A 13,932-nucleotide genomic window follows, 5' to 3' on the forward strand; every position below is an offset into this window, starting at 1 on the left:
GCCGGGGAGGTCCCCGCCTAGGACAAGGACGTAGCTGATGACATCGGACCACAAGTCCCCCGGAGCGCCCGGGGGAGACACGCCTGACAGCGGGGGCACCGCGGTCAATGAGCCGGGCCCCGCGGCCCTCAAAGGCATCGAAGAGGATCTTCAGGCTCTCGAGAAGCACGATTACACGGAGGACACCGGGGTCGAGGGAACCCGGACCGGGTTGAGCTCGATCTGGCGCTGGGGAGTGTTCTTCGCTGCCCTGGTCCTGGCGACCTTCCACCTGTGGACCGCGTTCACGGGCACTCTTCCGCCGCTGCAGCAGCGGTCGTTCCACCTGGCTCTGGGCCTCGGCCTGGTCTTCCTGCTGTACCCGACCAAGCACGGTCCGGAAGGGGCGCGCGGTCCCTTCTACGGCGCGAGCATGGCGTTCAGCGGCCTGCTGGTCTCCTACCTCATGGTCGGCGCCGCCTCCGGCACCAACACAGCCATGTACCTGTACCTGCCGCAGTGGCTGTTCGGTGTCGTGGCGGCTCTCGTTCTGGGCGGGGCTGTCGGGCTCGTCCGGGCCAGGGGAGTGTCCGAGGACACCTCCCGAGCCCAGCGGGGGGCTGGCTGGACGCTTCTCATCGGCGCCGCGCTCATCTCCCTCGACATGGTCACGAGCGAGTCCGGCGGTGGTTTCTTCTTCCTGCCGACCCTTGGCCTGGTGCTGGTCCTGGCCTCCACGGCCCTTTCCCTCGGCTTCCTGTGCTTCCCCCGAGTCTTCCCCGAAGCCCTCTGGCCCCTGGTCCGCCGCTGGGGTCTGAGCCTCACCGGCGCCGCGATCCTGATCTACATGCTCTCGGCCGGAATCACCGGCTGGAACGTGGTCGGACCGGCGGCGCTCATCCTGATCCTGGTCCAGGCGTCCCGTCACGTGCCCCTGAAGGTGATGGGGATGCCCGCGTTCGACATCGTGCTGTCCGCGCTGGGTGTCTTCGCCGGCATGTACATGTTCGTCAACTACCAGGAGATCGCCAGGACCGTCGGGATCATGAACCCGACCTACGTGATGGTGGGCACGATCGGCATCCTGCTGATCATGGTCGCCGCCTCGCGTGTCCTCGGCGCGGCGCTGGTCGTGCTGTCCGGTGCTCTGCTGGCCTTCGCCTACTTCGGGCAGGCGATGCCGGGGTTCCTGCGGCACCGGGGTTCGAGCGTGGACCAGATCATCACCAACCTGTATGTCGGAACCGAGGGTGTGTTCGGTACCCCCTTGGGGATCTCGGCCACGTTCATCTTCCTGTTCATGATCTTCGCGGCGATGCTGCAGCGCACGGGCATGGAACGGTTCTTCACCGACCTGGCGCTCGGAGCCACGGGCGCCTCCGTCGGCGGTACGGCGAAGGTCGGCATCGTCACCAGCGCGTTCTCCGGCACGATGACCGGAAGCTCGGTGGCGAACACCGTGTCCAACGGGGCTTTCACCATCCCGATGATGAAGAAGTCCGGCTACAAGCCCGAGTACGCGGGCGCCGTCGAGGCCGCTTCCTCCACGGGCGGTCAGATCATGCCGCCGATCATGGGTGCGGGCGCGTTCATCATGATCGAGTTCACTGGCGCCTCGTACCAGCAGATCCTGACCGCGGCGGCGATCCCGGCCGTGATGTTCTTCGTGTCGCAATACGTGGTCGTCCACTACGACTCCAAGCGGATGGGTATCGGCGGCCTGCCCAAGGAGATGCTCCCGAACCTGCGGCGGCTGCTGCTGACACGCGGCTACCTGTTGGCACCGGTCATCGCGATCTTCGCCCTTCTCTCCATGGGCTACTCCCCGATGTTCTCGGCGATGGGCGCGGTTCTGGCGACCGTCGGAATCAACCTGTTTTCGCAGATCGTCGCGATGCCCTGGAAGGTGGTCGAGGGACGGCTGCGCCCCCGGGCGTTCGGTGAGGTCGTGTCGAGCGCGCTGCGCCTCTCCCTGCCGATCATCATCGCCGCTGTCGCGGCGTCCGCACTGGTGTGGGTCCTCGACAACGTGGTGACCGGGCTGGCCCGGGGGATGACCGCTCTGGTGGTCTCGGTGGGGATCGCGTTGATCGGCATCGTGCTGGTCGTGGCCTTCAGGGCCTGGAAGGAGACCAGTGACGACCGGCTGAACCTGCACACCCTGCTGGACGGTATGGTCGGAGCCTCCCGGCTGGCCATCCCCATCATCGTGGCCTGCGCCTCGGCGGGGATCATCGCCGGTGTGATCACCACCACCGACCTCGGTCTGAAGCTCAGCCGCGGTCTCCTGGGGATCGCTGATTCGGTCACCACGGCGTTGGCCAACCTGCTCACCGCGATCGCCGTGTCGCCGATGCTGTCGTGGGCCGGCCTGGGCCCGGAATTCGGGGCCGAGGCGGTGGCCTCCATGCGCGTCGACCTGTTCCTGATCCTCTTCATGTCGATGCTCGCCTGCCTGATCCTGGGTATCGGCCTGCCGACCACCGCCAACTACGTCATCACGGCCACGCTGGCGGCCCCGGCGATCGTCGCGGTCCTGCAGGGCGAGTTCGACACGCGCACTCTGGCCATGATCCTGTCGGCGCACCTGTTCGTCTACTACTTCGGTGTGCTGGCGGACATCACCCCGCCGGTGTGCCTGGCGGCCTACGCCGCCTCCGGTATCTCCGGGGGCGATCCGATCAGGACCGGCTTCTACGCGGTGCGTATCGCGGTCGCGGCGTTCGTGATGCCGTTCATGTTCGTGTTCAACCCGGCCATCCTGCTCCAAGACGTCACGCTGTTCACCGGGTCTGTGGCCGCTGTCTCCGGTGTGATCGGTGCCGCACTGGTCGCCCTCGGCCTCGTCGGCTACATGGACCGGCACCTCCAGTGGTACAAGCGCCTGGCACTGATCCTGGGCGGACTCCTGCTGGTCTCCGAGAGCTGGCTGACCAACCTCTTCGGTCTCTTCCTGGTGGTCCTGGTCATCGGGTACGAGCGCTGGAAGACCAAGAGGGAAGGCGGACCCACCTTCGTTCCGCAGGTGGGATCGGCAGCCGCGGTACCGGGCTCCGTCACCGGGGCGGCGGAACCCTCCGTGGGCAAGGACGCCGAGAACGGGAACCGCGACTGACCGTCGCTCACCGGAGTGCCCCCGGGCCCGGCCTTTCACCGGGCCCGGGGGCACTCCTGCTTGCGCGTGTAACCGAACCGATTCCCCGTGAGGGCCAGCCCGCCCCTGGCACGGGTTAGCCTGGAACGGTGAGCCAGAGTCGTACCTACCAAGTGCGGACCTACGGCTGCCAGATGAACGTCCACGACTCCGAGCGCCTCTCCGGTCTGCTGGAGGACGCTGGGTACGATCGCGCAGCCGAGGGCACCGCCGCAGACATCGTCGTCTTCAACACCTGTGCGGTCCGGGAGAACGCGGACAACCGCCTCTACGGCAACCTCGGGCACCTGCGTCCGGTCAAGGACGCCAACCCCGGCATGCAGATCGCCGTGGGCGGCTGCCTCGCCCAGAAGGACCGCGGCGAGATCGTGCGCCGCGCCCCCTGGGTGGACGTGGTGTTCGGAACCCACAACATCGGCTCCCTGCCGACCCTGCTGGAGCGCGCCCGCGTCCAGCGCGAGGCGCAGGTCGAGATCGCCGAGGCGCTGGAGCACTTCCCGTCCACGCTGCCCAGCCGCCGTGAGTCCGCCTACGCCGCGTGGGTGTCGATCTCGGTCGGCTGCAACAACACCTGCACCTTCTGCATCGTGCCCGCCCTGCGCGGCAAGGAGAAGGACCGGCGCCCCGGCGACGTGCTCGCCGAGGTCCGCGCCCTGGTCGAGGAGGGAGTCACCGAGGTGACGCTGCTCGGCCAGAACGTCAACGCCTACGGCAGCGAGTTCGGCGACCGCCAGGCCTTCTCCAAGCTGCTGCGCGCCTGCGGGGAGATCGAGGGGCTGGAGCGGGTCCGCTTCACCTCCCCGCACCCGCGCGACTTCACCGACGACGTCATCGAGGCCATGGCCCAGACGCCCAACGTGATGCCGCAGCTGCACATGCCGCTGCAGTCGGGCTCCAGCAAGGTCCTCAAGGACATGCGCCGCTCCTACCGCCAGGAGCGCTTCCTCGGCATCGTGGAGAAGGTGCGCGCGGCGATGCCGCAGGCGGCCCTCACCACCGACATCATCGTGGGCTTCCCCGGCGAGACCGAGGAGGACTTCGAGCAGACCCTGCACGTGGTCCGCGAGTCCCGGTTCGCGATGGCGTTCACCTTCCAGTACTCCAAGCGCCCCGGCACCCCGGCCGCCACCATGGACGACCAGGTGCCGCCGGAGGTCGTCAAGGAGCGCTACCAGCGGCTGGTCGCCCTCCAGGACCAGATCTCCTGGGAGGAGAACCAGAAACTGATCGGCCGCGAGGTCGAGCTGATGGTCTCCGATGGCGAGGGCAAGAAGGACGGCGAGCACCGCCGCCTGTCCGGCCGCGCCCCCGACAACCGCCTGGTGCACTTCGCGGTGGGTGACTCCGAGGAGCCGCGTCCGGGCGACATGGTCACCGTCGAGGTCACCTACGCCGCCCCGCACCACCTGGTCGCCGACTCCGGGATCCGGAACCTGCGCCGCACCCGTGCCGGTGACGCCTGGGACGCCCGTCAGGGCAAGCCGGTCCAGGTCAGCAAGCCGGAGGTTCTGCTGGGCATGCCGAAGATCGGTGTTCCGGCCGAGCAGCCCGCCCCCGTCGGCGGCTGCTGCGACGTCTGACGACGCCTGAACAGGCCTGACGACACGCCTGACCCGAAGTCTCACACCGAGGCCCCCGACGCGCACGCGCCGGGGGTCTCGTGTTTCTCAGGCCGTTGTGCCGCCGAGCCGCACCGGTAGCTCGCTCAGGCGCAGCGTCCCCGGAACGGTGTCGGGCACCGGCGGGCGGCCCGGTACCAGTGAGAGTGCGGGGAAGGTCCTGAAGAGGGCATCGAAGGCGACCTCAGCCTCCTGGCGGGCCAGAGCCGCACCGAGGCAGTAGTGCATACCGTGCCCGAAGGCCACGTGCGCCTCTCCGGGCCTGCCGTGGTGGCGGGTGACGTCGAAACGTCCGGGCTCCGGGTGGATGCTCGGGTCGTGGTTGGCTCCGGCGACGATCGCCACCGCCCGTTCCCCTGCGGACACCTTCCCGGTACCGAGCTGGACGTCCTCCGTCGCGTACCGGGCCTTGGCGGTGACGGCGGTCCCGCCGAGGCGGAGCATTTCGTGGACTGCGGCCGTGAGCAGGCTCGGATCGGACCGGAGCAGGGCCAGCTGGTCCGGGTTCTCCAGGAGTGCGCGGGTGCCGTTGCCCAGCAGATGGGCGGTGGTCTCGTGCCCGGCGATTACCAGAGTGAACACCAGTGTCACGAGTTCGTTCTCGGTGAGTCGGCCGCCGCCCTCGTCCCGAACGCCGATGAGCGCGTCCAGGAAGTCCTCGCACGGCTTCTCCTGGCGTTCGGCGATCATCTCCTTGATGTGGTCGATCAACGCACCGAGGATCTCGTTCATCACCTCGGGCCGGGAGGGATCGAACCGGGAGAGCTGGTGGCTCCAGACCAGCCACTGGGCCCTGTCGGCTTCGGGGACCCCCACCAGGTCGCAGATGACCGTGATGGGCAACGGGTAGGCGAAGTGCTCGATCAGGTCGACCACCCCGTCCCCGTCCGCGTGGGAGGGGAGTGCCGCCAGCAGGTCGGCGGCGATCCGCTCGACGCTCGGACGCAGCTCGTTGACACGGCGCACGGTGAAGGTGCGCGAGACCAGCTTGCGCAGGCGGGCGTGATCGGCGCCGTCCTTGTCCAGCAGGGACTCGGTGAGGTAGGTGACCAGGTCCGGCCGGATTCCCAGGGACTTCAGGGCGTGGGAACGCCTGACGCCGGTCGGCCCGTCGGGTGCGTTGTCCGCGTCCACGACGAACCGCCGGTCGCTGAGGATGGTGCGTACGTCGGCGTCGTCGACGAAGGCCCGAGCCGCCTGGTTGTCGACGAACAGCACCGGTGCTGAGCCGCCCGCCGCTCGAATCCGTTCGATGACGCGGAACGGGTATTCGGTGAACTCCGATCCGCGCATGTTGATGGTCTCGGCGGAACCGCCGGGCTGCTGTGTGGCCGGGTTGGCGGACATATGGCCCTCCTCGGGAGGTCTACGTGCTGCGCTTGACGCGTTTCTGTTCCTGGATCTCGTCGGCCAGAAGCCCGCGTAGCCCCTCGAAGAGGGTGATCGCTCCTGCCTGTACGTTCCGCATCGCGTTCTCGGAGACGTCCTGTTCCAGGAGCAGCCGGACACTGCGTGCGATCAGGTCGGCCCTGGCCGTGCGATCAGGGATGGGAAATCCCTGCTGGGCGAGCAGGGGTTCGGAGACCAGGTATCCGATGACGGTGGTGCTGTAGACGTAGTACTGCTGCTCCGCCGGGATCCGGGAGCTCAGCACCCCGTGCTCGGCCAGCAGGCCCCAGTAGTCGCGCAGGACCTTCTGCCGTGCCTCGACCAGGTCGCCGACCAGGTGGGCGACACTGCTGCTGATCGCCCCGAGGGCTTCGGTGTCGTCGGTGTAGAGCCCTCGGATGATCGGGGACTCGAACTGGAGCAGGTAGATGTTGCGGGCGATCTCGCTGGGCCGGATGGCGTCCGGTTCCTCGCGCAACAGCGTGATGAGGCGGCTCACCATGCTGAACTGGGCGCGCAGGACCACGGTCAGGAACAGCCGTTCCTTGGTCGGGAAGTGCAGGTAGACGGTGCCCTTGCCGATACCCGCCCGGCGTGCGACGTCGTCGATGGTGGTCTTGCGATGGCCCCAGGCCACCATGAGCTCCTCCGCCGCATCGAGGATGCGGTCGGCCCGTGCCTCGCGTTCGGTGGGGGCGGGGTTGGCGGACGGGGACACCTGCGGCTCCTTCGGTTCGTGTGACGCCGGCGGTGGCGCCCACCAGCGCTGACGCGACGACCATATCCACACCCCCGATCCCGGTTCTGTCTCCCCGTCCGAACTTCTGACTGTGTGACTAAATTTCAAATTCGGTCACACAGTCAACGCTAGGCGAGGAAACGCCCGTTGGCAAGGGTGGCGGTAGCCTCGCCTTGTGTTGATCGCTGCCGCCGTGTGCCCCCACCCACCCGTGCTGTTCCCCGAGGTCTCCCAGGGGGCCGCGCCGGACCTGGCGGCCCTGCGGGACGCCTGCGACCGGGCCGTGGCCGGGCTCGGCGTCAGTGGGGCGGACCTGCTCTACGTGGTGGGGCGGGGGCCCGAGGAACGACACCATGGCCCCGAGACCGGGGGAGACCTGCGCGCCTTCGGAGTGGATGTGCGGGTGGGTCCGGAACCGGCGGTGTTGGACCTGGCCGCCACCACCGGCCGCTGGCTGGCCGAACGCTCCGGCCTGAGCCCCGACGGCTACCTGGAGGTCTCCTCCAGGATCGCTCCGGAGCGCGCCCTCGAATTCGGTGCCGCGCTGGCGGAGGCGGGGGACCGGGTCGCGCTGCTGGTCATGGGGGACGGCAGCGCCCGCCGGACCGAGCACTCACCCGGCTACGTGGACGAACGCGCGATCCCCTACGACGACGCCGTCGCCGAGGCGCTGGCCAAGGCGGACACCGCCCACCTGGCCGGGCTCGCCCCCGAGCCGGCCCGCGAGCTCATGGTCGCCGGGCGCCCCGCCTGGCAGGTGCTGGCCGGTGCGGCGGGGGAGAGCCCGCTCACCGGTGACCTGCTCGCCTACGAGGCGCCCTACGGCGTGGGGTACTTCGTGGCCGCCTGGTCCTGAGCCCGCGCCAGCCCGAACCGAAAGCGGCGCGGTTCAGTGCTGGGAGTGGGGCAGCAGCGTGGCGATGTCCACCAGGGCCTCGCCGGGCTCCTCCACCTTGCCTGCCAGAGCCGCCTCCACCTGGGCCATCGCCCGCTCCAGGAGGTTCGGGGCGTCGTAGGGTAGCCACTGCACGCGCTGGTCGCGGCGGAACCACGACTCCTGGCGGCGGGCGAACCGGCGGGTGGCCTGGGCGGTCTGCTCCTTGGCCTCGGTCTCGGTGATCTCGCCGTCCAGCTGGGCGAGCGCCTGCGCGTAGCCGAGCGCCTTGGCAGCTGTGCGGCCCTCGCGCAGCCCCTGCTTGTCCAGGCGGCGGACCTCCTCCAGCAGCCCCTGGCCCCACATGCGCTCGACCCGCAGGTCGATGCGCTCGTCCAGCTCCGGGCGCGGGGCGGTCAGCCCCAGCTGCACGCACGGGTAGAACGAGGTGTGGTCGGGCAGGTTGGCGGTGAAGGGCTGTCCGGTGAGCTCGATGACCTCCAGCGCCCGGACGATCCGCCGCCCGTTGCCGGGCAGGATCGTACGGGCCGCCGCCGGGTCGGCCTCGGCTAGTCGGGCGTGCATCAGCCCGGGGCCGACGTCGGCCAGCTCGGACTCCAGCCGGGCCCGCACCTCGGGGTCGGTGCCTGGGAACTCCATGTGGTCCAGGACTGCGCGTACGTACAGCCCGGAACCGCCCACCAGGACGGGGATGACGTCGCGGTCCGCGCAGTCGTCCACCCGCTCCCGGGCCAGGGTCTGGTAGCTGGCCACGTCGGCCGGTTCGTGCACGTCCCAGATGTCCAGCAGATGGTGGGGGATGCCCCGGCGCTCCTCCTCGGGGAGCTTCGCGGTGCCGATGTCCATGCCCCGGTACAGCTGCATGGAGTCGGCGTTGATCACCTCGCCGCGACGACCGGTGCGTTCTTCCAGCCACTCCGCGAGGTCGACGGCCAGGTCCGACTTGCCTACAGCGGTCGGGCCCACGACCGCGATCACCTTGATCATCTCTCCAGCGTAACCACGTCGGACCCGCGCTGGGGCCACACCGGGTGAGAGACAGGTGGGAATCGTGTGACGGACGGGTTACTGACCAGCGGCCGAGCGTCGGCGTTCGATCGTCGGGGAGCGCGCACCTAGGATGGTCGGCATGCGATTCGCCAAGGGCCACGGAACAGAGAACGACTTCGTGATCCTCCCCGACCCCGACGGGGAGCTCCAGGTCACGGAGGAGACCGTCCGGCTGCTGTGCAACCGCCGGGCGGGCATCGGCGGCGACGGCATCCTCCGGGTGGTGCGCACCAGCGCGCTCGGTGAGACGCTCGCCCCGGCGGCCCGCACGGCCGAACGGGCCGAGTGGTTCATGGACTACCGCAACTCCGACGGGAGCATCGCGGAAATGTGCGGCAACGGGGTGCGGGTCTTCGCCCGCTACCTGCTGCACGCCGGCTACGTCCGGGCCGACCGCTTCGAGGTCGGCACCCGCGACGGAGCCAAGGGGGTCGTGATCGAGCCCAACGGCGACGTCACCATAGACATGGGCCGGGTCGAGCGCCAGGGCACCTCGTCGGCCAAGCTCGCCCGGCAGGTCGTGCACGGCGCCCAGATCTCTGTGGGCAACCCGCACCTGGCCTGCGAGGTCGAAGGGCCGGTCGCCGACGTCGACCTCAGCCAGCTCCCCGAACTCGACGCGGAGGCCTTCCCCCAGGGCGCCAACGTCGAGGTGTACACCGAGACGGCCCCCGGGGTGCTGGAGATGCGCGTGTACGAACGCGGCTCCGGCGAGACCCGCTCCTGCGGTACCGGCATCGTGGCGGCGGCCGCCGCGGCCACCCCCGAGGGCGAGGGCGCCACCTGGAGGGTGCGCGTGCTCGGCGGCGAGTGCACGGTCTACCTGGACGCCTCGGGCGCCCGCCTGAGCGGCCCCGCCGTCATCGTCGCGGAGGGCGAGACCGTCCTGGTCTGACGGGGCCGCACCACGGGTCAGCGCGGGGCGAACTCCCGCTGGGCGGCGACGTCGAAGGCGGTGTCGCAGGCGTCGCGCACGCTGTCGTTGTGCGTGGCGATGACCACCGCGCACCCCGATCGGCTCATCTCGCGCAGCACGTCCACCACCATGGCGCCGTTGTCGCTGTCCAGGGCCCCGGTGGGTTCGTCGGCCAGTACCAGCGACGGCTTCTTAACCATGAGCCGGGCCAGCGCCACCCGCTGCTGCTCGCCCCCGGACAGGTAGTGCACCTTCTCCTTCTCACGCCCGGCCAGGCCCACCCGCTCCAGGGCGGCAGCCTGGTCGGGACGTGTGCCCCGACGCCTGGCCACGTCCAGGTTGGCCTTCACCGTGGCGTTCTCGATCAGCGCGTAGTTCTGGAAGAGGTAGCCCAGGTGGTCGCGGCGGAACCGGCGCTGTCGACCCGGGCCCAACCGGGTGACGTCGGAGCCCTCGAACAGGATCTGCCCGCCGGTCGGTTTCTCCAGTAGCCCCATGCAGTTGAGCAGGGTGGTCTTGCCCGATCCGCTGGCGCCGACCAGGGCCAGCATCCGGCCGGGCTCGACCGTGAGGTCGAGGTCCTTCCACAGGACGCGGCTGCCGAACGACTTGCTGAGGTTCTTCAGGATGATCACGGCGTTCCTCAGTTCTTTGGTTGGTCAGGCCTGGGAAGCGCCCTCGCGGACAATCTTTCGGTGGAAGAGGGCCAGTGCGGTGACGGTGATCACCAGGCAGAGCAGTACGATCCCCAGCGCGTAGAAGGGCTCGGCCCCGCTGGGTGACGGACCCGGAACACCGGCCCGGGCCGGGTCAGCCGCGGTGGCCAGCCCGGTGAGGGTGTCCCACACCGCCCAGCCCAGGAAGGCCAGGGCGATCGCACCCTCGACGAGCAGCAGCCGCCGGTGGACGGATACGAAGGCCCATCCGTTGATGTGCCGGGCGAAGATCTCCTGGGCCCGGGAACGCACGTGGACGACACACGCCGCCATCGCGGTGAGCAGCAGTACGGCCGCCGCGCCGATCAGGTTGAACAGCTCGCTGCGCAGGATGTTCAGGGTCAGGGCCTGCTCGTGGCGCGCGTTGACGGTGAGGGTCTCCACCATCGCGATGTACCGGGACGCCTCCGGGTTCTGAGCCCGGTGGTCGGCCACCACGTCCGGATCGGGAAAGACGGTGGAGCGCGCCGTCATGTAGGCGATGTACGCGCTGTCGGAGAGAACGGCGCCGTTGGGCAGGACGATGATGACGGGTTCGTGGAGCAGGGGGAGATGGGGCCGGGGATCGTCGAAGCGTTTGGCGGCGTAGGTGAACAGCGTCTGCCCTTCGGCGGCGGGGAGCACCTCCGCTTCGGGGGCGGCCCCCGGTTCTCCGTGGAGTTCGAGCCAGGTGCCGGTGACCCCTTCGACGATGTCCTCGCTGTGTGCCGCCGCGCTCTCGGGGACGAGCACGCGCAGGGTCTCACCCGGGCCGTACCGTTCGCCGGAGGGAGAAAGGACCTCCTGCTCGGCGAGGTAGGTGTTGTTGACGAAGAGGACCTGCTGGCCGATGTCGGGTGAGTTCCACGAGGCCGTCGGACCGGGCGGAAGGAACTCCATGGTGCTACCGGGGATGACCAGCACCATGTCGCCGTCGGTGTCGGCGCGGCGCAGCCAGGGGCCGAGCTCGTCGTCCACGCTCAGGTCGTCGGCCCACCCGTAGTTGGCGCTCAGCGAGAGGAAGGAGGCTTCGCCCTGACCCCGGGCCAACTCCAGTTGGACGCGTTGGTCCCGTAGGTCCTGGGCGGCTGTGACGATGCTGCCGAGAATGATCAGGGTCAGCACCAGCACGGGGGCTCTGACGAGGTAGACGGCGACGGAGGTGCTGCGGACCGGAAGGCGGCCCTTGAGGGCGGCCAGGATGTCGGTGGAGTGCACCAGGCCCAGCACGGCGGCGTGCACGAGCAGGCAGGGAACTGCGAGAAACCCGAGGAAGACCAGGGCCGTCAAGCTGTAGAGACCGAGCTGATTCCACCCGTTGTACGCGCCGAGGAACACCAGCGCGGCGGCGGCGACCAGTGGCAGGACGACCGCGGCCAGCCGGGCGACCTTGAGCAGGTCGGTGGCGAGGAGCCTCGGGTAGGAATGACCCTGGAGGCGCATCACCCCGTAGTCGCGGGAGGCCAGCAGGACACCGGCCCCGGCGGCGGTTGCCGCGCCGAGCAGGGCGATCACCAACAGGTGGAACAGGTGTCCGCTGGTGAAGTAGTGCCACAACTCGGTGATCTGTGTGCCCGGTGCCTCTTGCAGGCCGTGTTCGGCCAGCGTCGCGCGCAGGGCGGTCTCTGCCTCGGGGCCGCCGAAGACGAGGTAGTGGCCGTTGGGTCCCACGCCGCCGAAGTCGGCGATGGGGTGGGTCTGGACGGTGAAGCCCCGGCCGAAGGCGGGGTAGCCGTCCGTCAACCACTCCGCCTGCGGGGAGGAGCTGTCGGGGACCGCGAGGTACAGGTGGGCGGTGGCAGACGGCTCGTTCACGTCCAGGATCGCGTATCCGATGGCGGCGCCGTGGTCGTCGGCAACCCGTTGCACGGAGGCTGCGACCTCGTCGGTGTCACTGGTCCCGTCGTTCTCGGAGATCCACACCAGCCCCGTGTCCTCAAGCACGTACTGGGTGCGCTCCACACCGGCGGCGAGAAGGAAGGCGAGGATCGAGGCGAAGACGGCACAGACCACGTAGGCGAAGGTCAGGGTTCTGTTGGGCACGGAGTGTTCCTGTCAGGGGGTGGGAACGGACCGCAGCGGGCGGGATCCACACCGTTATCGCCATCCGTTCCCCGACCGGTTCACCCCCGGCCGGGGCGTTTCCGGCTGTGCGAACCGAAGAGCTGCTCCGGGTCCAGGCCGCGCAGGGAGGCGTCCAGGAGCTGCGCGGTGTGGGCCACCGCGACCGACGACCCCGCGCGCTCCATCGCCGAGGCGATCTGCAGCGAGCACCCGGGGTTGCCCGAGACCAGGACCCGGGCCCCGGTTGAGGCCACGTCCTCGCCCTTGCGGTCACCCAGCTCACCCGCCGCCTGCGGCTTGAAGAGGTTGTAGACGCCCGCGGACCCGCAGCAGATCTCCTTGTTGGGCAGGTCCGCCACCTCCAGCCCGGGGATCTGCCGCAACAGCTCACGGGGCTGGCGGGTGACCCCCTGGCCGTGGGACAGGTGGCAGGCGTCGTGGTAGGCCACCCGCAGCGGGATCGGGTGGCGTTCGGCTCGCGGCCCCAGGGCGAACAGGTACTCGGTCAGGTCCACGACCTTCTCCGAGACCGTCCGCGCCCGGCGTACCCACGCCGCGCCCGCGCCCGCCTCCGCCAGGGTTCGGTCGAAGTGCTTCATGCTCGAGCCGCACCCGGCGGAGTTCACCACGATCCGCTCCACCTGGCGGGCCTCGAACACCTCGATTAGCCGCTTGGCGAATTCGGCGGCCTCGGTGAGCCGGCCCGAGTGGCCCGACAGCGCTCCGCAGCACCCCTGGGCGCGCGGGATCACCACATCGCACCCCTCCAGGGCCAGTACCCGGGCGGTCGCGGTGTTGACCTCGGGGAAGAACGCCCCCTGCACACAGCCCACGAGCATGCCCACGCGCGCACGGCGCTCGCCCACGGCGGGTACGAGCTCGGGCAGCGGGGGCGGCGGCGCCGACAGCCGCGGGGCGATGCGCTCCATGGTGGCCAGGGTCGGTGAGATCCGCTCCAGGATCCCGGACCGGCGCACCAGCGAGGAGGCCCCGCTGGCCTGGTAGGCGCGCAGCGGGCCGCGCAGCGCCCGCAGCCGCTTGTGGTACGGGAAGAGCGAGAACACCGCCCCGCGCAGCGCGCGCTCGCTCCGGGGGCGTTCGTGCTCCTCCTCGACCCGGTGCCGGGTGTGCTCGATGAGCGCGTCGTAGGCCACCCCGGAAGGGCAGGAGGACACACACGCCAGACAGCCCAGACAGTTGTCGAAGTGCCCGACGGCGGTCTCGGCGAGCACGTCCTCCTCGTGCATCTGCCCCATCAGGTGGATGCGGCCGCGCGGGGAGTCCATCTCCTGGCCCCACAGCACGTTGGTGGGGCAGGTGGGCAGGCAGAACCCGCAGTGCACGCAGTCGTTGAGCAGGTCACCGAAGAGCCGTTCGCGCTCGCCGGGACCGCCGCTGGCCGGTTCGGTCGGTAGGTCGGTCACGGTCGCTC

At 69.7% G+C, this 13,932-nt stretch carries 10 protein-coding genes; 4 read left to right on the top strand and 6 right to left on the bottom strand.

From position 1 onward, the window contains the following. Positions 1-37 precede the first annotated feature (37 nt). Positions 38-3,094, top strand: coding sequence for a TRAP transporter permease (locus D457_RS0105120; RefSeq protein WP_017579570.1), 3,057 nt, complete (start codon positions 38-40; stop codon positions 3,092-3,094). A gap of 152 nt (positions 3,095-3,246) precedes the next feature. Further along, positions 3,247-4,713, top strand: coding sequence for a tRNA (N6-isopentenyl adenosine(37)-C2)-methylthiotransferase MiaB (gene miaB / locus D457_RS0105125; protein ID WP_017579571.1), 1,467 nt, complete (start codon positions 3,247-3,249; stop codon positions 4,711-4,713). 87 nt (positions 4,714-4,800) lie between these two features. Here the strand turns inward: miaB and D457_RS0105130 are convergent, their stop codons facing one another. Further along, on the bottom strand, positions 4,801-6,099 hold the full coding sequence (locus D457_RS0105130) for a cytochrome P450 family protein (protein WP_017579572.1): 1,299 nt from the start codon (positions 6,097-6,099) through the stop codon (positions 4,801-4,803). Positions 6,100-6,118: 19 nt separating this feature from the next. Further along, complete coding sequence (locus tag D457_RS0105135; RefSeq protein WP_017579573.1) at positions 6,119-6,859, bottom strand: TetR/AcrR family transcriptional regulator; 741 nt, start codon at positions 6,857-6,859, stop codon at positions 6,119-6,121. A gap of 196 nt (positions 6,860-7,055) precedes the next feature. Here D457_RS0105135 and D457_RS0105140 point away from each other — a divergent pair, with 196 nt between their 5' ends. Then, complete coding sequence (locus D457_RS0105140) at positions 7,056-7,736, top strand: class III extradiol dioxygenase subunit B-like domain-containing protein (protein WP_017579574.1); 681 nt, start codon at positions 7,056-7,058, stop codon at positions 7,734-7,736. 33 nt (positions 7,737-7,769) lie between these two features. Here D457_RS0105140 and miaA read toward each other — a convergent pair whose 3' ends face one another. Next, entirely contained in the window at positions 7,770-8,762 is a 993-nt protein-coding gene (gene miaA, locus D457_RS0105145; RefSeq protein WP_017579575.1) for a tRNA (adenosine(37)-N6)-dimethylallyltransferase MiaA, read from the bottom strand. 142 nt (positions 8,763-8,904) lie between these two features. On the opposite strand from miaA, the gene dapF reads away from it, so the two are divergent. Then, positions 8,905-9,720, top strand: coding sequence for a diaminopimelate epimerase (dapF, locus tag D457_RS0105150; protein WP_026116348.1), 816 nt, complete (start codon positions 8,905-8,907; stop codon positions 9,718-9,720). 17 nt (positions 9,721-9,737) lie between these two features. Here the strand turns inward: dapF and D457_RS0105155 are convergent, their stop codons facing one another. The 3 genes from D457_RS0105155 to D457_RS0105165 all read right to left on the bottom strand — a co-directional run bounded on the left by D457_RS0105155 (position 9,738) and on the right by D457_RS0105165 (position 13,924). After that, positions 9,738-10,376, bottom strand: a complete 639-nt coding sequence (locus D457_RS0105155; protein WP_017579577.1) for an ATP-binding cassette domain-containing protein — start codon at positions 10,374-10,376, stop codon at positions 9,738-9,740. 24 nt (positions 10,377-10,400) lie between these two features. Then, the gene (locus D457_RS0105160) at positions 10,401-12,479 is read right to left on the bottom strand and encodes a bacteriocin-associated integral membrane family protein (protein ID WP_020480258.1); all 2,079 of its coding nucleotides are present in this window, start codon (positions 12,477-12,479) and stop codon (positions 10,401-10,403) included. A gap of 80 nt (positions 12,480-12,559) precedes the next feature. After that, complete coding sequence (locus D457_RS0105165) at positions 12,560-13,924, bottom strand: (Fe-S)-binding protein (RefSeq protein ID WP_017579578.1); 1,365 nt, start codon at positions 13,922-13,924, stop codon at positions 12,560-12,562. Between the last annotated feature and the right edge of the window lie 8 nt (positions 13,925-13,932).

The sequence above is a fragment of the Nocardiopsis valliformis DSM 45023 genome, assembly GCF_000340985.1.
Lineage (GTDB): Bacteria > Actinomycetota > Actinomycetes > Streptosporangiales > Streptosporangiaceae > Nocardiopsis > Nocardiopsis exhalans.